The 20,661-nt window shown below is 68.4% G+C and carries 15 protein-coding genes; 9 read left to right on the top strand and 6 right to left on the bottom strand.

The annotated features are described in order from the left end of the window. Nucleotides 1-42 precede the first annotated feature (42 nt). Genes GGQ80_RS11395 through GGQ80_RS11385 form a run of 3 tightly spaced genes read left to right on the top strand, consistent with a single transcriptional unit; the run spans nucleotide 43 to nucleotide 3,016 of the window. Nucleotides 43-1,164: an 8-amino-7-oxononanoate synthase gene (locus tag GGQ80_RS11395; protein ID WP_183984874.1), complete on the top strand. Its 1,122-nt coding sequence runs from the start codon at nucleotides 43-45 to the stop codon at nucleotides 1,162-1,164. Beyond that, nucleotides 1,161-1,784, top strand: a complete 624-nt coding sequence (gene bioD, locus GGQ80_RS11390) for a dethiobiotin synthase (protein ID WP_183984872.1) — start codon at nucleotides 1,161-1,163, stop codon at nucleotides 1,782-1,784. The genes GGQ80_RS11395 and bioD overlap by 4 nt, the downstream gene beginning before the upstream one ends. Then, nucleotides 1,781-3,016 (top strand): adenosylmethionine--8-amino-7-oxononanoate transaminase, encoded by a 1,236-nt coding sequence (locus GGQ80_RS11385; protein WP_183984870.1) that lies wholly within the window; start codon nucleotides 1,781-1,783, stop codon nucleotides 3,014-3,016. The genes bioD and GGQ80_RS11385 overlap by 4 nt, the downstream gene beginning before the upstream one ends. A 4-nt stretch (nucleotides 3,017-3,020) precedes the next feature. Here the strand turns inward: GGQ80_RS11385 and GGQ80_RS11380 are convergent, their stop codons facing one another. The 5 genes from GGQ80_RS11380 to GGQ80_RS11360 form a co-directional block, all read right to left on the bottom strand. Next, nucleotides 3,021-5,267, bottom strand: a complete 2,247-nt coding sequence (locus GGQ80_RS11380; RefSeq protein ID WP_183984868.1) for a S9 family peptidase — start codon at nucleotides 5,265-5,267, stop codon at nucleotides 3,021-3,023. Between the two features lie 71 nt (nucleotides 5,268-5,338). After that, nucleotides 5,339-5,584 carry a hypothetical protein gene (locus GGQ80_RS11375; RefSeq protein ID WP_246347028.1) on the bottom strand — a complete coding sequence of 82 codons (246 nt, stop codon included), beginning with the start codon at nucleotides 5,582-5,584 and terminating at the stop codon, nucleotides 5,339-5,341. Then, complete coding sequence (locus GGQ80_RS11370) at nucleotides 5,584-6,612, bottom strand: alpha/beta hydrolase fold domain-containing protein (RefSeq protein WP_183984866.1); 1,029 nt, start codon at nucleotides 6,610-6,612, stop codon at nucleotides 5,584-5,586. Before GGQ80_RS11370 ends, GGQ80_RS11375 begins: the two co-directional genes overlap by 1 nt. After that, nucleotides 6,609-9,305 (bottom strand): exo-rhamnogalacturonan lyase family protein, encoded by a 2,697-nt coding sequence (locus GGQ80_RS11365; protein ID WP_183984864.1) that lies wholly within the window; start codon nucleotides 9,303-9,305, stop codon nucleotides 6,609-6,611. Before GGQ80_RS11365 ends, GGQ80_RS11370 begins: the two co-directional genes overlap by 4 nt. A gap of 11 nt (nucleotides 9,306-9,316) precedes the next feature. Further along, nucleotides 9,317-9,949 carry a DUF6250 domain-containing protein gene (locus GGQ80_RS11360; protein ID WP_183984862.1) on the bottom strand — a complete coding sequence of 211 codons (633 nt, stop codon included), beginning with the start codon at nucleotides 9,947-9,949 and terminating at the stop codon, nucleotides 9,317-9,319. Between the two features lie 137 nt (nucleotides 9,950-10,086). On the opposite strand from GGQ80_RS11360, the gene GGQ80_RS11355 reads away from it, so the two are divergent. The 4 genes from GGQ80_RS11355 to GGQ80_RS11340 all read left to right on the top strand — a co-directional run bounded on the left by GGQ80_RS11355 (nucleotide 10,087) and on the right by GGQ80_RS11340 (nucleotide 14,394). Then, nucleotides 10,087-10,878: a rhamnogalacturonan acetylesterase gene (locus tag GGQ80_RS11355; protein ID WP_183984860.1), complete on the top strand. Its 792-nt coding sequence runs from the start codon at nucleotides 10,087-10,089 to the stop codon at nucleotides 10,876-10,878. Nucleotides 10,879-11,012: 134 nt separating this feature from the next. Then, a complete protein-coding gene (locus tag GGQ80_RS11350; RefSeq protein ID WP_183984858.1) occupies nucleotides 11,013-12,131 on the top strand; it encodes a rhamnogalacturonan acetylesterase in 1,119 nt (372 codons plus the stop codon). Beyond that, nucleotides 12,131-13,096, top strand: coding sequence for an alpha/beta hydrolase (locus GGQ80_RS11345; RefSeq protein WP_183984856.1), 966 nt, complete (start codon nucleotides 12,131-12,133; stop codon nucleotides 13,094-13,096). Before GGQ80_RS11350 ends, GGQ80_RS11345 begins: the two co-directional genes overlap by 1 nt. A 14-nt stretch (nucleotides 13,097-13,110) precedes the next feature. Continuing rightward, complete coding sequence (locus tag GGQ80_RS11340; protein WP_183984854.1) at nucleotides 13,111-14,394, top strand: oligogalacturonate lyase family protein; 1,284 nt, start codon at nucleotides 13,111-13,113, stop codon at nucleotides 14,392-14,394. Nucleotides 14,395-14,398: 4 nt separating this feature from the next. Here GGQ80_RS11340 and GGQ80_RS11335 read toward each other — a convergent pair whose 3' ends face one another. Continuing rightward, nucleotides 14,399-16,309: a rhamnogalacturonan lyase gene (locus tag GGQ80_RS11335; RefSeq protein ID WP_183985149.1), complete on the bottom strand. Its 1,911-nt coding sequence runs from the start codon at nucleotides 16,307-16,309 to the stop codon at nucleotides 14,399-14,401. Nucleotides 16,310-16,415: 106 nt separating this feature from the next. On the opposite strand from GGQ80_RS11335, the gene GGQ80_RS11330 reads away from it, so the two are divergent. Together GGQ80_RS11330 and GGQ80_RS11325 are read left to right on the top strand one after the other, a co-directional pair. Then, nucleotides 16,416-19,736 carry a TonB-dependent receptor gene (locus GGQ80_RS11330; protein ID WP_183985147.1) on the top strand — a complete coding sequence of 1,107 codons (3,321 nt, stop codon included), beginning with the start codon at nucleotides 16,416-16,418 and terminating at the stop codon, nucleotides 19,734-19,736. A gap of 121 nt (nucleotides 19,737-19,857) precedes the next feature. After that, nucleotides 19,858-20,661, top strand: coding sequence for an IclR family transcriptional regulator (locus tag GGQ80_RS11325; RefSeq protein ID WP_183985145.1), 804 nt, complete (start codon nucleotides 19,858-19,860; stop codon nucleotides 20,659-20,661).

The following is a 20,661-nucleotide window of genomic DNA, read 5'->3' as shown; positions in this document are numbered from 1 at the left end:
AACCGATCGACTAACCCCCGCTCCGCCGCTAGCAGCGCGCGGATGCAGGCATTGTCGGCGATGCGCCGTGATCTGGACGGGCTGGGGGCGATCGGCCGGCGGCGCTCTCTCGCCCCCAGGCGAGGCATCGATTTCACCTCGAACGACTATCTCGCGCTTGCCGCCTCCGCGCGGCTGCGCGACGCGGCGCTGACCGCGATCGGGCGCGGGGTCGCGATCGGGTCGGGCGGCTCACGGCTACTACGCGGCAATACCGACGAGCATGAGGCGCTGGAGGCGGAGGCCGCCGCCTTCTTCAATGCCGCCGCCGCGCTGTTCATGGCGAGCGGCTATGCCGCCAACGCGATGCTCTTCGCAACGCTGCCCCAGCGCGGCGACCTGGTGGTCCACGACGCGCTCGTCCATGCCAGCGCGCATGAGGGCATGCGCCTGGGCCGCGCCGACACCGCCGCCTTCGACCACAACGACGTCAATGCCGCCGCCGACGCGATCGCCGCCTGGCGCCGCGGCGGCGGCACCGGCACGCCCTGGATCGCGGTCGAAAGCCTCTACAGCATGGACGGCGACCGCGCCCCGCTCGCCGATTTCGCCGCGCTTGCCGAGCGGACCCAGGCGATGCTGCTGATTGACGAGGCGCATGCGACCGGCCTCTACGGCGCCGACGGCCGCGGGCTGGCGGCGGCATGGCAGGGGCGCGAGAACGTCGTGACCCTGCACACCTGCGGCAAGGCGATGGGCGCCGAGGGCGCGCTGATCCTCGGCCCGGGAATCGTCCGCGACGTCCTGGTCAACCGCGGCCGCGGCTTCATCTTCTCGACCGCACCCTCGCCGCTGATCGCCGCCGTCGTGCGCGAGGCGATCCGCGCCCTCGCCGACGAGCCGCAGCGCCGCACCCGGCTCGACGTGCTCGTCGCCCATGCCGGCGCCGTCCTCGGCCCGCTGGGCGTGTCGCTGTCCGGCTCGGCGATCCAGCCGATCGTCATCGGCGAGGATGCGCGCACCATGGCCATCGCCGCCGCGCTCCAGGCGCAAGGTTTCGACGTCCGTGGCATCCGTCCGCCCACCGTCCCCGCCGGCACCGCCCGGCTGCGGATCACCCTGACCCTCAACATCGACGAGGCCGCCGTGTCCGATCTCGCCGCCGTCCTGGCGCCCCATCTGTGAGCCCGACGATCGTCGTCACCGGCACCGACACCGACGTCGGCAAGACCGTCTTCGCCGCCGCTCTCGCGCAGGCGCTCGGCGCGCAATACTGGAAGCCGGTGCAGGCCGGGCTCGATCCCGGCAGCGACGCCGGCACCGTCGCCGCGCTCGGCGTGCCCGCCGCCCGCGTCCTGCCCGAGGCCTATCGCCTCCTCATTCCCTGCTCCCCCCACCTCGCCGCCGAGATCGACGGCATCGCGATCGATCCCGACCGCCTGGTCCCGCCCATGGTCGACGGCCCGCTGGTCGTCGAGGGCGCCGGCGGTGCGCTGGTCCCCGTCACCCGCAGCCTGCTCTACGCCGATCTGTTCGCGCGCTGGGGGCATCCCGTGGTGATCGTCGCGCGCACCGCGCTTGGCACGATCAACCACAGCCTGCTGACGATCGAGGCACTCCGCCACCGCGGCGTTCCGATCCTCGGAATCGCCTTCAACGGCGACGCCAACGAGGACAGCGAGGCGACCATTGCGGCGCTCGGCAACGTCCGCCGCCTCGGCCGCCTGCCGCGCCTCGATCCGCTCGACCCGGCCTCGCTGGCGCAGGCGTTTGCCGCGCATTTCCGCCTACAGGATTTCGCATGACCGCCTCGCCGATCTGGCACCCCTTCACCCAGCACGGCCTCCGCGAGCCGATCCCGCTCGTCACTCATGCGCAGGGCGCCGCGCTGTACACGCAGGACGGCCGGCGGATCATCGACGCCATCTCGTCCTGGTGGGTGACGACGCACGGCCACGCCCATCCGCGCATCGCCGCCGCGATCGCCGACCAGGCGCAGCAGCTCGACCAGATCATCTTCGCCGGCTGGACACACGAGCCGGCCGAAACGCTCGCCGCCGGCCTTACCGCGATGATGCCAGCGGAGCTGACCCGCGTTTTCTTCTCCGACAGCGGATCGACCAGCGTCGAGGTCGCGCTGAAGATGGCGCTCGGCTATTGGCTCCACCGCGGCGAGCCGCGCCACCGCATCGTCGTGCTTGAGCACAGCTATCACGGCGACACCATCGGCGCGATGTCGGTCGGCGCGCGCGGCGTCTTCAATCGTGCCTATGCGCCATTGCTGTTCGACGTCGCGACGCTGCCCTTCCCCGCCGCGCCCCACGAACAGGCGACGCTCGACGCGCTGGAGGCGGAATGCCGCGCCGGTGCCGCCGCCTTCATCGTCGAACCATTGCTGCTCGGCGCGGGCGGCATGCTGATCTATTCGCCCGCGACGCTGGCCGAGATGGCGCGCATCTGCCGCCGCCACGGCACGCTCTTCATCGCCGACGAGGTGATGACCGGATGGGGCCGTACCGGCACGCTGCTGGCGTGCGAGCAGGCCGGCGTCGTGCCCGACCTGCTCTGCCTGTCGAAGGGGCTGACCGGCGGCGCCGTTCCGCTTGCCGTCACCATGGCCAGCGAACCCGTCTACGCTGCGCACTACGGGCCGGAGCGCGAGCGGATGTTCTTCCACTCGTCGAGCTACACCGCCAACCCGATCGCCTGTGCCGCCGCCAATGCCAACCTCGCGATCTGGCGCGACGAACCGGTCCTCGCCCGCATCGCCGACCTGGCGCACCGCCATGCCAAGCGCCTCGCCGCCCTCGCGGGCGCCACCAACCCCCGCCAGCTCGGCACGATCACCGCGTTCGAGATCGGCAGTACGGAGGGCTATCTGTCGACCCGGGCACCCCGGCTGCTCGCCCATTTCCGCGACCGCGACATCCTGCTCCGCCCGCTCGGCAACACGCTCTACGTCATGCCCCCCTATTGCATCGACGACACCGACCTCGACACCATCTACGCCGCCATCGCCGACGTGCTGGTGCGCTGACGCTTCACCGCGGTCCCGGCGGCAGTTTCTCCTCCAAATACCGCGTCATCAGCGAATAGAGGTGAACGCTCGTACCGGGCTTTTCGTAGATGCCGTGGGTGCGATCCGGGTAGGCCATCATCTGAAACGGCTTGTTCGCCGCGACCAGCTTGTCGGTCAGCACCTCCAGGTTCTGGTAATGGACATTGTCGTCGCCGGTGCCGTGGATCATCAGCAGATTGCCCGTCAGCCGGTCGGCGAAGGTGATCGGCGATCCGTCGCGATAACCGTCGGGGTTGCCCGAGGGCACGCCCATGTACCGCTCCTGATAGATGGTGTCGTACAGCCTCATGTCCGCGACTGCCGCCACCGCGATGCCGGTCTTGTACAGCTCGGGATAGCGAAACATCGCGTTCAGCGTCATCGATCCGCCGCCGCTCCAGCCCCAGATGCCGACCCGGTCGGGATCGATATAGCGCCGCTCGCTCAGCATCTTGCGCACTCCCGCCGCAAGATCGGCGGAGGCTAGGATGCCGACCTGGCGATAGATACTCTTGCGCCATGCCCGCCCGCGCGGTGAATTGGTGCCGCGCGGATCGATGCTTGCGACCAGATAGCCGCGCTCCGCCAGCATCCGGTGCCACAATGCGGTGCGACCGCCGAAACTGTCGGCGACCGTCTGGCCCCAGGGTTCGCCATAGACCTGGAACAGGATCGGATAGCGCTTGGCGGGGTCGAACCCCTTGGGCTTGATGAGCCACGCGTCGAGCACCGTCCCACCGCCGATAGTGAGCCGCAGGAACTCGGTCTTGCCCAACCCTTCCTGCGCCAGCATCGCGTTGATCGGCGCATTGCGCGCCAACACGCGGATCGCCCGGTTGGTGCCCAGGTCGATCATCTCGGTCGTCGGCGCGGTGTCGAACGTCGAGAAGCTGTGCCGCGCATAGCGCCCGCCCGGCGCGATGTCGTAGCTGTGCGTGCCGGCCTGTCCCGCCGGCGTCACCCGCTCGACCAGCTTTCGGCCGGTCAACGTCGCGCGGTACAGATAGCGCCGCGTCGGATCGCCCGGCGCCGCGGTGAACCACACCCGGTTGTTGGCGGGATCGACCTGCAACACATCGATCACGTCGAAGTCGCCCGGCGTGCGCAGGTCCAGCCGCTTGCCGTCGCGCGATGCGGCATAGAGGTGCCGCCAGCCGTCACGCTCGCTCATCCAAGTGAACGCCGCGCCCTCCTTCAACCAGGTCGGATCGCGGTTCGCCTCGACCCACGCCTTGTCACGCTCGGTGAACAGCGTGCGCGTCGATCCGGTTGCCGGATCGGCCAGCATCACCGCATAGCTGTTCTGCAACCGGTTCGCCTGCTGCAGGAACAGCGCCGCGCTGTCCGGCGTCCAGCTCATCTGCGGCACGTAAAATTGCCGCGGATCGCCCTCCAGCTTGACCCAGCTCGTCGCGCCCGTCGCAACGTCGACGCTGCCGACCCTGACCGCGGAATTGACCGTCCCTGCCTTGGGATATTGCAGCGGGATGACCTTCGAATATTGCCCTTGCGTGTTGGTGATCAGGTTGAACGTGCCGACCCCCGACGTGTCGAACCGCCAGAAGGCGATGCGCTTCGAATCGGGGCTCCACGACCAGGCCTTGGTCAGGAAGAACTCCTCCTCGTACACCCAGTCGCCCAGCCCGTTGACGATCAGCGCGTCGCCATCGCGGGTCAGCTGGCGTGGTGCGCCGCCCGCGACAGGCTCGACGTACAGGTTGTTGGCGCGGACATAGGCGATGCTGCCGCCGTCGGGCGCAAACTCGGCATACATCAGGCTATGCGCCGGCGCGTCGCCACCGATCCGCCGCAGCGCCTTGGTATCGAGGTCGAGCAGCCAGTAATCGCCCAGCGCGCGGGTTCGCCGGAACGGCTGCCCCTCGGTCAGGATCAGCAATTTGCGCTGGTCGGGCGAAAACGCATAGCGTTCGATCGCGATCGGCTTCGCGCCCTTCTCCGCCACCAGCATCGTCGCCGGCACTACAACGCTGCGTCCGTTACCCGCCACGTCGTAGCGAACGAGGTCGGTGCCGCCGGGCACCGCGGTCGATGGCTCGATCGCCAGGAAGCCGCTGCCGTCGCGGCTCCACTCGCCACCGGCGACGTCTTCCGACCGGATCGCATCCTTGCCGACGATCTGGTCGATCCGCAGCGGCGCCGCCTGCTGGCCGATCGCCGGCATCGCCGTGGCCACCAGCAGCATCGCCGCCACCTGTCGGATATATCGCATTGACGTCCCCTCGGCGCACCCCGCGCCCGGGCGACATTCTCACCAGCCTGCGTCCCGGCGCAAGCCGCGCGTCAGTGCGACCCGCCGTCGTCCGTACGTTTGCCGGGCACCGCTTCGACATGCTCCAGCTTGGCGAGCAGATCCTCGAACCCCTCGACGTCGCGCACGCGATAGCTGCGGCGGAATCCCTGGCCCAGGACCTCCAGGTCATGCCTCGTGAGCAAGCCGACGGCGACGATGCGATCCTGGTCCATGCCTTCGCCAACCGCCGGGGAAGGGCGATGTTCCTGAGTCAAGCCGATCAGATCGCCCGACATTAATCGGAAAGCGCTGCGGCGAGGTCGTCACTCCACCGCCGCGTGAACGCCTGCGACGCCCGTGCCCAGGGCGCGACGCCGTCGAACGCGTGATAGGCGCCCGGCACCACCGCCAAATCGACCGGCACCCCCGCCGCCGCCAATCGACCGGCGAAGTCGATGTCCTCGTCCAGGAACAGATCGAGCGTACCGACACCGATGAAGGCGGGCGGCAATCCCTTCACGTCCGTCCGTCGCGCCGGCACGATCGTGGCGGGCACCCGGCTCGACCCCGCCGGCACGCCGAGCAGCGACGACCAGCCGAAGCGATTCGCCCCGGGCGTCCAGACGAACTCGCCCGTGCCCGGCCGCGCCGCGCGGCTGCTGCCGGTACGGTCGTCGAGCATGGGATAGATCAGCAGCTGATAGGCGACCGGCACCTTGCCCTCGTCGCGGGCATGGAATGCCAGCATCGCCGCATGGCCACCGCCCGCGCTGCCGCCGCCGATCGCGATTCGCCGCCGGTCGACGCCGAGCGCGTCGGCCTGGTCGTGGACCCAGCGCAGCGCCGCATAATTGTCCGCCAGCGACTGCGCGATCCGCGCCTCGGGCGCCAGGCGATAGTCAACCGACACCACCAGCCAGCCATGCTCGACCGCCGCCGTGGCCAGCGCCCCCGGCACCCCCGCGCCGCCCGACACATAGCCGCCGCCATGGATCCACACGATCGCACCCCGACCCTGCCGGCCCGGCGCGCCGTCGAACACCAGCGTCCGCACCGCCGGCTCACCGCCCAGCCCAGGCACGATTCGCTCGACCGGCGGCCGCTCCTTCAGCGGCGACGACGGCGGCGGGCGCAGCGGGCCGACCCCCGGCCGATGGCGAAAGCGTTCGAGGTTCTCCGCCGTCACCACCATCTCGGGCCGGCGCCGCAATTCCTCGACCATCTCGGGATCGACCGCCGCGAAGCGATCGGGCGCCAGCGCGGCGAGGCGGCTCGCGGGCCAGGCGGCCAGCGCGCCTGCGATCAGGCTGCGGCGATCGATCATGCGTCCCCTCCCTTGCGCGGGCGCGGCGCCACGATCGTGCCGCGGTCGAGCGCTTCGGGGATAAGAGCCAGATTCTGGATCGCCGCCAAGCCCCATTGCGCCGAGGCGTTGGTCGATACGAACGGCCATTCGACGACGCCGTCCACCGCATGCCGCGGATCGCTCGGCCAGGTCCCCAGTCCGGCATCGCCCGACAGGAACTCGGCCGCCGCGCGGGACGCCAGCGCGGAATCCTTTTCCTGGAAAGCCGCATAGGCGGTCAGCCGCGAATGCCCCTCGCGCAGGTTGCGCGGCCCGAACGGCGGCCCGAACTTCGCCAGATACTCGGCCTGCGGCGCATTGTACCACCGGCAGTATTCGAGCCATGCCGCCCGGTATCGCGGCACGTCGAGCAGCCGGATCAGCTCCGCGCTCACCTCGACCGCACCAAATACTGCATTGAGGTGCGAGAAGCTGATCGGCCGGTTCTGGTCGATGAACCGGCCGCTGGCCAGATCGAACGGCGCGCTCCCCGTCATCCAGCCGTGCGGCAGCCGCCCGATGCTGTCGAGCCCGGCGACGATCCGGTCGCGCCAGCGCGTATCCCCCGTCCGCTCCCACTCGGTCAGCCAGGCGGCAGCGAGCGGGCACCAGGTCGTGCCGAACGTCATCTCGATCGTGCCGGCGGGCAGCACCGGCCGCTTGTTGCCCGGCACCTTGCGCCCGATCTCGACGCTCGTCAGCGTCTGGTCCGACGTGGTCAGGTTGCGCAGCAGGTCGCCGACGCGTTCGTCGGCGGTCAGGTAATAGAAGATCCGCCGATAGCTCGCGTTGCTCACCCGCGGCTGTTTCGAACTGTCGCTGAAATGCTGGACGCCGTGGCGCGTCCCCATCCCCTTGAACCGGCCCAGGCGATAGACGTCGACCTCGCCGGTGTGCCGCGTCATCGCCTCGGCAAAACGCCATGTCCGCGCATCGCCCGTCCGCAGCGCCTGGTACCAGAGCCACAGGTCGGGCGAGAGCTCGCTGTTGTCCCACGCGAAACCACCGATGTCGTAGCGCCAGACATGCCGGTCGCTGTCGTAGGTGTGCATGATGTCGCCGTGGTTCCAGAACCCGTACCACGATCGCCGATCGACCTCGCCGATGTAGAAGTCGATCAGGTTGACCAGCTGGTTCTCGATCGCCGTTCGGTTCGGCGTCGAGCGATCGGGCAGGCCGTAGTCGGCGAACACCCCCGCGGCATGGAGGTGCGCCGGCGCCGCCATCAGCTGCGGCGGCTCGGCCTGCATCGCCGCCATCCGCGCCAGCACGCTGGTCTCGGGCGTCGCGGGCAGCGCCCACAGCATCAGCTCGCTCGTCCGCGCGATGCCCTTGGCATCGTCCCAGCCCGGCTCGTAATCCTCGTAGGTGACCGACAGCCCTTCGTTCTGAGCGTCATAGCCCTCCATCCCCATCGTGCCGTGATAGGGGCGAAGGTCCATCGCCGGCGCCTCCGGCGACCATAGCCAAGCGGTCAGCGTCGCCGCATCGCCCGTAGCGCCATCGATATGCAGCGCAGTGGGATGCCGCTGCCAGAAATAACGCGACGCCAGCGCCGCCCCGCCCTGCGGCCCGCCGACATAGGCGAGCCCCGGCGCCCGCTTGCCCTCGCGCGCGTCGACCCAGCCCTGCCCGGCCGCCGTGCGCTTGGTAATCGCGAAGCCGTTGGCGTTGGGCTGCTCCAGCCGGAACGAGTCCCACGCCGGTATCCGCTCCAGCACCGCCGCCACCGATTTGGCCATATCCGCGATCGGCGGCGTCGCCTTGCCCGCCACCTGCGCCGCACGGAACGCCGCGCCCGGATCGCGCCGAAGCCCCGTCAGCGGCCGCACGCCTTCGACGAACATCGCCCCGTCGGTCGCGATCCGCACGTGCCGGTCGTGCAGCGCACCCGTCATCGGCACCGACGCGCAGACGCCCAGGGCGGACACGAAGTCCTTCGCCACGTCCCCGTCATGGACGAAGCTATGAACGAGGCGCAGCGCCGCGGACCCGGCATAGGCATAGAGCCGCACCACGAACGGCAGCCACCGCCGCTCGCCCGCCGCATGCCGCCCCTCGATCTTCACCACCGCACGCACCGGGCCGCGCTGCTCGATCGTGACCCGTTCGATCACCCCCTCGAACGGCACCGCCGTACCCGCTTCGGGATCACCCTTCACCGCGCCGACCAGCGTCACTGCGCCCAGCACCTGGCGCCCGTCTTGGCTTGCCCCGCGCACCAGCGCCGCGCCGCTCCTGCCGATCGTCCAGACCAGTGCGCCCGAGCGGATCGTCACCGCATCCGCCGTCTCGCTCACCCTCACCGGCGCGCTCGGCGACGTCTCGCGCCCCTCGTCCACCACCAGCCGCTCGGGCGCGACATCGGCCGGTAAAGCATGCGCCGTCCATTTCACCGACCCGTCGGGCCAGGTCGCGGTCACCCATCCTTGCGAGGGCACCGCACCGCCGTCGGCCGTACGCACCGTCAGCCGCGTTCCTTTCCTCACCGTCCCCCGCGGCCAGGCGACGCCGAACGTCTGACCGCCGTGCATCGTGGGCGCCGCACCGTCGATCCATCGCACCGGCGCCGCGGTCACGCGCGTCGGTGCCGCCCGCGCCGCCATCGGCATCAGCGTCGCCGCGCCTCCCATCAGTCCATGGCGGATCGCGTCGCGTCGATTCACATGCATCGGCTGGTCCTTCAGCGCGGGGTGATGGAAAGGTGGCGGATACGCAGGTGGCTCCACGTCGTGCGCAGTCCGAAATGCCCGCCGACATAAGGTGCCGCATCGTTGAGCGTGAACAGCCGCGCCCCGTCACGCTCGACCGTGACCAGCGGCCCGTCGGCGATCAGGCGTATCGTCGTCCAGCGGTTCGGCACCAGCATCGCGCCCTGCGCCGACAGGTCATGCTCGGGCAGCAATGGCCGCACGCCCGGCGTACCGACGTAGCGACGAAAGCGGGTCGTGGTGTTCCGATTGCCGCCGATCCCGACATAATAGGTCTTCAGATCGTCATAGGCCGCGAACGCCCCAGATCGGGGACTCGCCAACACCGACGATCCGTCGGCATTGCGTGCCATCCAGAAGGCGTTGAGATCGCTGACCTTGTCGTTCACGCCGCCATCCGCGACCGCCATCGCTTCGAAGCTGATCGTCACCCTGGCGGGCAGCGGCTTGCGCCACCACAGCGTCACGCCCTTGGGGCTGTCGATGTCGATCGTGCCGCGAGTCTCGGTCACCCGCGTATCGGGCGACTCCGCCTCGATCCGCCAATGCGCCAGCCCCGGCGTCGCCGCCGCCAGCACCATCGTCGTGAACCCGATCCAGGCCATCCAACGCCCTCCCGCCCTCTTGGCGGGGCTGGCAAAGGGCATAGGCGCTGCCGCACCTCTTGCCAAGCCGATCCCGATATATTGACATTGATCCCAATAGTTGGGAGTTGATGGTCATCCGGGGAGAGGAGAAGCGTATGAGGTACAGCCTCGCCGTAGCGCTCGCGCTGACGTCCACCGTCCAGGCCGCATCGACCCCGCCACCGATGCGCATCGTCGTCGCCGGCGATTCCACTGCGCAGGACTATAAGGCCGATCGCTATCCCCAATCGGGCTGGGGCACGATGCTGCGGTGTGCGGTCGCGGACAACGTCACCATCGACAATCGCGCGATCGGCGGGCGCAGCACCAACAGCTTCATCCGCGAAGGCCGGCTCGACAAGATCGCCGCCGACCTGAAGAAGGGCGACACGCTCCTGATCCAGTTCGGCCACAACGACGCCAGCATCGACAAGCCCGAACGCTACACGACGATCCCGCAATATGAGGCGAACCTGCGCCGCTTCCTCGACGTTGCGAAGAAGGCCGGCGCCAAGCCCGTCATCATCACCCCCGTCGCCCGCCGCGATTTCAGGGACGGCGTCGAACAGCCCAGCTTCCCCACCTATGCCGACGCGGCCCGCCGCGTCGCGCGCGCGACGCACACCCCGCTGATCGACCTCGGCGCCAGCTCGCAGGCGCTGGTCCAGGCCGCGGGGCCGGACAGCGCCAAGGCCTATTATCTTCACCTCGACGCATCGGCGAACGCCCCCGGCTTTCCCAAGGGCGTCGCCGACGACACCCATTTCAGCGAACTGGGCGCGCGCCGCATCGCCGATCTCGTCGCGATCGGGCTGAAGGACACGCGGCTGCCGGTGGCGAAGTACGTGCGCGTCCGTACCCCTGCCCTGACCCGCGCAACACCGGCGGGCGGCCCGACGTGCGGATGACGCCGGCGCCGTTGATCGGTGCGCTGGCGCTAGCCCTCCTCCCCACCCCGGCGAAGGCCGGGGCCGAGGTGCGGGGCAGTCGTGATGCGTCGAGCAGCCTGCAACTGGGCCCCGGCCTACGCCGGGGAGGCGCGATGGAATACGACCTCTCCCACCCCCACCCCTATGACGGCAGATCGGGCTTCGAACCTGGCCCCGGCAAGCTGTTCTCGATCGCCGTCGAACCCGGCAACTACCGCATCACCCTGACCCTCGGCCGCCGCGATCGAGCGACGACGACGACGGTGAAGGCCGAATCCCGCCGCCTCATGCTCGACGCCCTCACCGTCCCCAGGGGCCGCACCCAAACCGCGACCTTCATCGTCAACACCCGTGTCGCCACCCTCGCCGCCCCACCCGCCAACGCGCCCGGCGGCAGCGCCGTGCGCCTGAAGCCGCGTGAGCAGGGCAGCTTCAGCTGGGACGACAAGCTGACCCTCGAATTCCTGGGCGACCTGCCCGACAGCGTGACGGTCGAGCCCGCCAACGTGCCGACGATCTTCCTCCTCGGCGACTCTACCGTCACCGACCAGCCCGCCGAACCCGCCGCCAGCTGGGGGCAGATGCTCCCCGCCTTCCTCACCCCCGACATCGCCGTCGCCAACCATGCGGAATCGGGCGAGACGCTGAAGTCCTTCCTCACCGAGCTGCGGTTCGACAAGGTGCTCGAAAGCGTCCGTCCCGGCGACGTCGCGCTGATCCAATTCGGCCACAACGACCAGAAGGCGAACTGGCCGCAGACCTATGCCGCCGCCGACACCACCTATCGCGATTACCTGCGCACCTACATCGCCGAGCTGCGACGCCGCGGCGTGACGCCGATCCTCGTCACCTCGCCCGAACGGCGGATGTGGAACGGCGACCGGATCAGGCCGACGCTCGCCGACTATGCCGCCGCCGTCCGCGCGGTCGCTGCGGCCGAGCAGGCGCCCGTGATCGACCTCAACGCCGCCTCGGTTCGGTTCTACGAAGCGCTCGGCCCCGCCCGCGCGCCGCTCGCCTTCAACGACGGCGGCAAGGACGCGACCCACCACGACAATTATGGCGCCTGGGTGCTAGCCCGCGTCATCGCCGCCGGCTTGGCGAAGCTACCGATCGGCGCCCATGTCCGCGCCCAGGACCGGCAGTTCGATCCCGCGCATCCCCCCGCCCCCGAAAGCTTCCGCCTCGCCGCCAGCAGCGCGCGCGACGCCACCACACCGGACGGCAATTGATGACCACCCGCCGCACCCTCCTCGCCGGCAGCCTCGCGACGATGCTCCCGCTGCCCGCCTTCGCCGCCGAGCCCACGGTGGAACGCTTCCCGCTCTGGCCCGGCACCCCGCCCGGGGCCCCCGCTGGCAGCGTCGCCGACCAGTGGGTGAAGCGCTCGCCGACTGGCGGCGCCGACGATATCGCCTGGCCGCACGTCGGTGTACCCATGCTCACCGTCGTCCGCCCCGCCACGCCCAACGGTGCCGCGGTGCTGATTTGCCCCGGCGGCGGCTATGCCCGTGTCGCGGTCGGGCGGCTCGGCGGCGGCATCGCCCGCGACTTCGCGAGCCGCGGCATCACCGCGTTCGAGCTGCTCTATCGACTGCCCCACGACAATTGGGCCGCCGGCTCCGACGTGGCGCTCCAGGACGCTCAGCGCGCGATGCGCCTGATCCGCGCCGGCACGACCCGCTGGGGCATCGACCCGTCCCGCGTCGCCGTCACCGGCTTCTCCGCCGGTGGCCACGTCGCCGCCAGCCTCGCGATCCGATCGAGCCTGCCCCTCTACTCGCCGATCGACGCCGCCGATCGCTTGCCGGCGCGCCCCGATGTCGCCGGCCTGTTCTTCCCCGTCATCACCATGAGCGACGCGGGCGTCCACGCCCAGTCGCGCCGCGAGTTGCTGGGTACCCGCGCCGCCGATCCCGCTTGGCAGCGCCGCTATTCGATCGAGCAGAACCTGCCCGCCGACATGCCGCCCACCTGGGTCGCCTGCAACGGCGACGATCCCGTCGTGCCCGCCAAGAACAGCCTGCTGATGTACGAGGCGCTGCACGCCGCCAAGGTGACCGCCGCGCTCACCATCTATGAAAAGGGCGGCCACGGTCCGCCCGCCGCGCATCGTGACGGCACGCCGGTGCCCTGGGTCGACCAATTCGTCGCCTTTGCCGGCGACCACGGTTGGCCGCTGCGCCTCCCCTCGTGACGAAAGCTTCCGCCATGCGCCGCCTGCTGCTTCCGCTATTCCTCCTCGCGGCGCCCGCCGGCGCAGCGGTCACCGGTCCCGCCGACTGGACGGATGCCAAGACCGGCCACCGCATCCATCGCATCTCGGACGCGCCGGGCAATTATGCGCTGTATTTCAACTACAACGCCTATACGCCGCAGGGCGATCTGATGATCTTCCAGACCGCCGACGGCATCTCGGTGCTCGACCTGAAGAGCTGGCAGACGCGATCCATCCTGAAGCGGCCCGGCATCCGCCTGCTCTTCGCCGGCCACAAGACCCGTACCGCCTATTTCGCTGAAACCAAAGGCGACGTCACCACCATCTACGCCGCCGCGATCCCCACTGGCGCCGTCCGCCGCATCGGCGAGGTGCCAAAGGGCAGCCAGATCGACACGATCAACGCCAACGAAACGCTGCTGGCCGGCCAAGTCGCCGAACGAGCCATGGAGCTGCAACCCGGCACGCGCGGCCGCGATGCGAAGACCGACCAGGCCGCCTATGCTGCGCTCGGCCCCGACGGCAGGCCATTGCCCTATGCCGAAGCCAAGGAGGTGCGCCTCAACGACCGTCTCGAGGCACGCATCCCGATGGAGATCTTCACCATCGATACCCGCACCGGCGCGCGCCGATCGGTGATCCGCTCGACCGACTGGCTCAACCACTTGCAATTTTCGCCGACCGACTCCGGCTTGCTGATGTATTGCCACGAAGGCCCCTGGCATAAGGTCGATCGCATCTGGACGGTCCGCACCGATGGCACCCAGAACACCAAGATCCATGCGCGCACCATGAACATGGAAATCGCCGGCCACGAATTCTGGTCGCCCGACGGCCGCACCATCTGGTACGACCTGCAAACCCCGCGCGGCGAGGATTTCTGGCTCGCCGGCTACACAGTCGCCGACGGCAAGCGGCGCTGGTATCACCTCGATCGCAACCAATGGTCGGTGCATTACAACGTATCGCAGGACGGCCGCCTCTTCTCGGGCGACGGCGGCGACAGCGAGATGGTCGCCCATGCCCCCGACGGCAAATGGCTCTACCTCTTCCGCCCCCGCGCCATCCCCGACGTCGCCGGCATCCACGCCACCGATGCCGCCAGCCTGATCCAGCCGGGCGTTCTCGAGGCGGAAAAGCTCGTCGACATGGGCCGCCAGGACTATCGCCTCGAACCCAATGCCCGCTTCACACCGGACGGCAAGTGGCTGATCTTCCGCGCCAACATTCAGGGAGACCCGGCGATCTACGCGGTCGAGGTGACGCGCGCTTCCTGACGGCTCACTCCGCCGTGTCGCTCGCCACCGTGCTCCCCGGAAAATACCCCAGGTGCGGGGGCTGGTTATACGCCGTGTTCTGCCACGCCACGCCGGCGCGATAGATTGGGTCCTGCATCAGCGTCACCAACCGGTGCGTCGTCGGATAGGGCGTGACATAGAGGCGCAGCTCGCGGTTGTCCGCCGAACGCCACACCACCTCCTCGCGCCAGTCACCGAGGATATCCGCCTGCAACGCCGGGTTCGCCTTCGTCCCGTTGTTTGACGCGACGTCGGCGGGATGCAGCAGCGCCGCCGCCGTGCCCGCCGTCCAGTTCCACTTGCTGATCGTCGTCCCGTCGAGCAGCTCCTGCAACAGGTCGCCGTCCCAATAGAGCGCGAAGTTGGTGGCGCGCGGCGCCGGCCCGATCGCCCGGCCATGGACGTCGAACAGCTCGCGGCTGTTCGATCCCCACATCTCGGCGCCGACGTATCGCGGGTCGATATCGGCGGCGAGCCCGCGCCCGGTGTCGGTTGCCGCCGGCTTGGTCCACAATATCGCGCCGGTGCGCGCATCGAGCAGCGCCGATCCGATGCCGCCGTTGCGCTTCACCTCCTCGTGGACGCCCCATTTCTCCAGTCCGGGCCGCAGCGGATCGAGGTCGGCGACGTGCATCGCATCACCGTGATAGAGCGGGTCGGTCCACAGCCCCTTGCCGTCGTTGTCGATCGCCATCGATCCATAGATCACCTCGTCGCGGCCATCGCCGTCGACGTCGGCGATGCTCAGCTGATGATTGCCGCGCCCCGCATAGTCGCCATTCCCCGGCGCGGCGCTATCGAAGGTCCAGCGCCTGGTCAGCTTTCCGCCGCGATAGTCCCAGGCGGCGACGACGGTGCGCGCATAATAGCCGCGCCCGAACACCATGCTCGGCTGCTTGCCGTCGAAATAGGCCGTGCCCGCAAGGAACCGGTCCGATCGATTGGCATAGCCGTCGCCCCACGTGTCACGCAGCTGCTCGAAGGTCGGGTTGCCGCCCGGATAGCGCGGCGGATCATAGGGCGCCGTCGCCAGCGCCCGGCCGGTGCGTCCATCGAACACCGTCAGATATTCCGGCCCCTTCAGGATGCGTCCCTGCAGCGGCGCGACCCTGGTGCCGTCGGCCAGCGTCTTGGCGCCCGTGCGATCGGGCTGCGGCACCTCGCCGTCATGCCCGCGCCAGTCGGCCCTGGCATTGCCGATCACCGTCCCGACGCCGTCGACGGTGCCGTCAGCGGTCTTCATCGCCACCTCGGCACGCCCGTCGCCGTCATAGTCGGCGACCTGGAACTGGGTATAGTGCGCGCCGGCGCGGATGTTGCGCCCCAGGTCGATCCGCCACCGCCGCTTGCCGTCGAGCGTATAGGCATCGATGTAGACATTGCCCGTATAGCCGGCCTGGCTGTTGTCGTGGCTGTTCGTCGGATCCCATTTCAGGATCAGCTCGTACCGCCCGTCACCGTCGAGATCGCCGACGCTCGCATCATTGGCATTATAGCTATACGCCTCGCCCGACGGGGTGACGCCAGGCGCCGGCGGATCGAGCGGGATCGACAGATAGCCCTTGGGCGCCATCAGCGCCGGAGCGCTGTCGCCGCCCTTGCCCGCCACCCGCACCGTGTAGCGTCCTATCCCGTCGCCACGCGGGTCGACGAAAGCGGTCGCGGTCGTGATCGGCGCGGCGTTGATCTTGCGCCCGTCGCGATACACGTCGAACCCCAGCCCCGCGGCGTCGCTGGCCAGCAGTCGCCACGAGATCAGCCAGCCGCCATCCTTCGCCGGTGTCGCGACCACGCCGCGATCGAGCCGCTCGACCACGCGCGGCGTCGTTGCCGCCTGTGCGGCAGCGATCATCGACGTCGCTGCGAACGCCAGCGCCAAGCCATTGCCGTGCATCCTGAATCCCTCCATCGCTTTCGCGCTCACGCCGAAAGTTCCAATAATCATGATTGCATTTCAGATTTTGGCAACATAGAAAGCGGAACAAAGGTTCATCATGTGGATGATCCACATCACCGCGACGGCAAAAGCCGCGCCGTTTCTGGGGAGGGTTGGTACGTTGCCGCAGCTCGATTCGTCCGTCATCCGTCGCACTGCACCTGCCGCGCGCGTGCTCGCCACCACGTCCGCGCTGGCGCTGACGATCGGTGCCTTCGCCACTCCTGCCATCGCGCAGACCACCCCCGTCCCCGGTGATCGCAACGTCGCGCCGTCGTCGGCGGCGGTCGAGCCCAAGACGCCCGCGGAAACGCCCGCCGGCAATCCCGCTCCCGCTGCCGGTCAGGACATCAGCCAGGACGACGGCAACGATCCGCAGGCCGCGCCTGCCCCCGGCGACGTCGTCGTGGTCGGCACCCGCGCCTCGCTCCAGTCGGCGATCGCGCGCAAGCGCAACGCCGGCACCGTCGTCGACTCGATCGTCGCCGACGACATCGCCAGCTTCCCCGACAAGAACGTCGGCGACTCGCTGTCGCGCGTCACCGGCGTCCAGCTCAGCCGCGATTTCGGCGAGGGCGTCCAGGTGTCGATCCGCGGTGTCGAGCCCGATCTGAACCGTGTCGAGGTCAACGGCGTCAGCCAGGTGTCGGCGCTCGGCACCCGTGCCGGTGACTTCCGCGAACTCGCGACCGAGCTCGTCAAGTCGATCGACGTCTACAAGGGCTATCAGGCGAGCCTGACCGAAGGTGGCCTCGGCGGCACGGTGTCGATCGAGACGCGCAAGCCGCTCGAGTTGAAGAAGGGGCTGGCGACGGTCGTCTTCTCCGAACAGCACCTCGACCTGACTCAGGACTGGCGCCCCCGCGCGACGGTGATCGTCGGCACGCCCAGGTTCCTGATCGACGGCCTCGGCGTCCTACTCAATGCCACCTACGACGACAAGTCGACCCGCCAGGACTATGCCGCCAACACCGGCTGGACCCGCCTCGCCGACTTCGACCACTCCGATCAGAAGACGGTCGCCGACCCGCTCTATTCCAACTTCAATACCTATGCGAGCTGCGCCGGCGTCGGCGGCCAGAACGCGTCCAACGCCACTGCCCGCCGCCTGGCGTGCGAAACCCAGTTCTTCGACTGGGCACCCAACGGCCCGCGCTATCGCAACCTCGTCCGCCGCGACAAGCGCCTGTCCGCCGACCTGACCGTCCAGTATGAGGTGGCGCCCAATTTCCGCGTCTATGGCGAGGCCGTTCTCAACAATCGCGACCAGCGCCTCTTCGACACCAACTATGCGCTCGATCTCAGCCGCTTCCAGCGCTTCCCGCTGGATGCGCAGCTGCCCGCCGGCCTCAACGGCGGCACGTCGCGCCCACAGGTCCAGCAGAGCAGCGCCACGGTCAACGCAAATCACGTTGTCACCAGCTTCACGACGGCGGCGAACCCGGTAAATATTGGCACCGCGACGGCCCCAACATACAGCGGATCGAGTAACATCCTTGGCGTCCAACGCCGCGACTTCCAGTATAATCAGCAGTCCCGCTATTATCTTGGTGGCTTCGACTGGAATTTCGATCGTATCAAGATCAAGGCGATGGCGTCGCATGCCACGGCCAACACCACCAGTGAAACGAACCTGATCTCGCTGTCCACGGGCATCGCAAGCGTTAACATCGACACGCGCAACGATCTTGGGATTCCGGTCTTCACCTATCCCAGTGCGATCAACCCTGCCGATCCCAGCATCTACACCAACTTTACGCGCCCCGGGAACGGCCTTGGTACGACATCGACGGTTCTTGGCCCGACGGTTCAGTACCGGCCCGGCTACAACAAGAACACCGAGGATCAGTTGAAGCTCGATGTCGATTGGCTAATCGAAGCCGGGCCGCTCAAGAACATCCAGTACGGCGGTCAATTCCGCAGCCAGGACTATGTCGTGTACACCGGCGGTGGCTCGCGGATCCTGTCAGGCGGCGGCACGAGCGCTCCGGTTTATCAAACCTCCGCCAACGTATCGTACACGACCACCATCGTGCCGACGGTCACCCAGCGCATCACCCCGACCGGCACGATCGGCGCAGGCGGCTACAACGTCCAGCTGACGCAGGCTGAATATGCCGCGCTGTTGACGTCGCTCGGCACCACCAGCGGCGGGGCACCGTTGTTCAGCGGGCTGCAGGGCGCTCCCGGCAACATCCCCAGCCGGATCGCGTTCGCCAATTTCGATCCCAAGGCGATCGGTCAATTCTACGACCTGTCCGGCTTCGACCAGGACCTCGTCTTTGAATCCAACGGGCTGCCGCAGATCCCGTCGGCGAAGATCAGTGAAAAGATTGCCTCCGGCTATGTCCAGGCGAACGTCGACACGCGGGTGTTCGGGCTGCGCCTCAGCGGCAATGCCGGTGTCCGCTATACCTACACGCGCGACCAGGGCACGGGCACCAACATCGCTCGCGTCACCCGCTTCACGGCGACCGGGGGCACCGAAACCGTCTTCCTGCGCGCGCAGCAGCTGTCACTGACCAACGATTATTTCGATGTTCTGCCAGCCTTCAATGCGGCGCTGGAAATCACGCCCAACCTCGTCCTGCGCGCCAACTGGGCGAAGAATCTCGCACGTCCCCGGCCGACCGACCTTGTGCCGAACATCAACTGCCTCGACGACGCTACCATTTCGGCGGCCGACGACATCTGCACCGCGGGTAATCCGGCGCTCAAGCCCTATCGCGCCGATCAGTGGGAAGCGAACCTCGCCTGGTATCCGAACCGCGATACGCTGGTCAGCCTTGGCTATTACAAGAAGTACGAGAAGAGCTTCGTCGTCCCCAATGTGACGCGCAGCGGTGTCGACCTGTTTGGTGACGGAGTGACCTACACGGTGCGTCAGCCAATCAACGGTTTCGGCGCACTGCTCGATGGCATCGAGGCGAGTGCCCAGACGGCCTTCACCTTCCTGCCGCAGCCGTTCGACGGCTTCGGCGCGAGCGGCAACGTGACCTTCGCTCGCGCGATCCGTACCAACCTTACGAACAGCGCCACGGGCCTGCCGCTCGACGAATATCCCGGCTTGTCGAAGTGGACCTACAACGCCAGCGTCTTCTACGACAAGGGTTGGCTCAACGCTCGCCTGAGCTACAATTATCGGTCCGATTGGCTGGTCGAGGCGGTGAACAGCGTCAACAGCAACAACCCGATCTATCGCAAGGGCGAAGGCTACCTGGACGGTAAGATCACCTTCCGCTTCCCGCAATGGCACTACAGCCTATTTATGGAAATGCAGAACATCAACAAGGAATACTCGCAGAGTTACATCAAGAACATTGGCAGCTTCGAAACCTACTACCCCGGCCAGCGCTTCTTCGCCGGCTTCCAGCTGAAGTTCTGACCCTCCGGGCGATCACCGTTCCTTCCCCTCGCCGGTCGCTCCCACGGGTGGCCGGCGGCTTTTTAAGCGGGGTCATCCACGGCAATTGCCAGATTGCGAGAAAGCGTCCTAAACGATGGACATGAAAACCTCGGTGGCGAGCCTGGAGAAGGCGGAAGCGGGCGGCGGCCCTGTCGGCGCGGGCAGCCAGACGCTGATGCGCGGCCTCGACCTGATCGAGGCGGTCAGCCACGAGATGCTGACGCTCAGCGAACTCGCCAAGCGGCTCGACCTGACCAAGAGCACCACCCACCGCCTGCTCAGCGCGCTGGTCGATCGCGGTTACCTCGCCTTCACGCCGCGCGCCGGTTATCGGCTCGGCCCCAAGCTGCTGCTGCTCGGCACGCTGGCGCAGGCGCAGGCCGATCTCGTCCAGGTCGCACGGCCCTGGCTGGAGGAGCTCGCCGCCGCGACCGAGGACACCGTCCACCTCGGCGTTCTCGACGGCGACCATGCGCTCTATCTCGACAAGGTGCCCGGCCGCCGCCGCATCAACATTTCCAGCCGCGTCGGCGATCGCCAGCCGCTGACCTCGACCGGCCTCGGCAAGGCGCTGATGGTCGATCACAGCCCCGCCTATTGGCGCGAGCGCTTCGTTGCCGACCAGGCGGAGGGCGCGCCCAAGGCCGATCAGGCCGTCTGGGAAGAGCGGATGGCCGGCTATGCCGCTGCCGGTCGCGCGTTCGACCTTGAGGAGAACGAAGACCAGATCCGCTGCGTTGCCGCGCCGATCCGCGATGCCCGCGGCGTCATCGTCGGCGCGATCAGCGTGTCGAGCGCGGCGCAATATATGAGCGACGAGCGCATGACCGAATTGACCGACGACGTGCGCGGCGTCGCCGGCTCGATCAGCCGCGAACTCGGCTTCGAGCCGCTTGCGGCCTGA

Origin of the sequence: Sphingomonas jinjuensis (assembly GCF_014197105.1) — a bacterium.
Taxonomy (GTDB): domain Bacteria; phylum Pseudomonadota; class Alphaproteobacteria; order Sphingomonadales; family Sphingomonadaceae; genus Sphingomonas; species Sphingomonas jinjuensis.
Note: the sequence above shows the minus strand (reverse complement) of the source record. Positions and strands in the feature narration are given on the sequence as shown.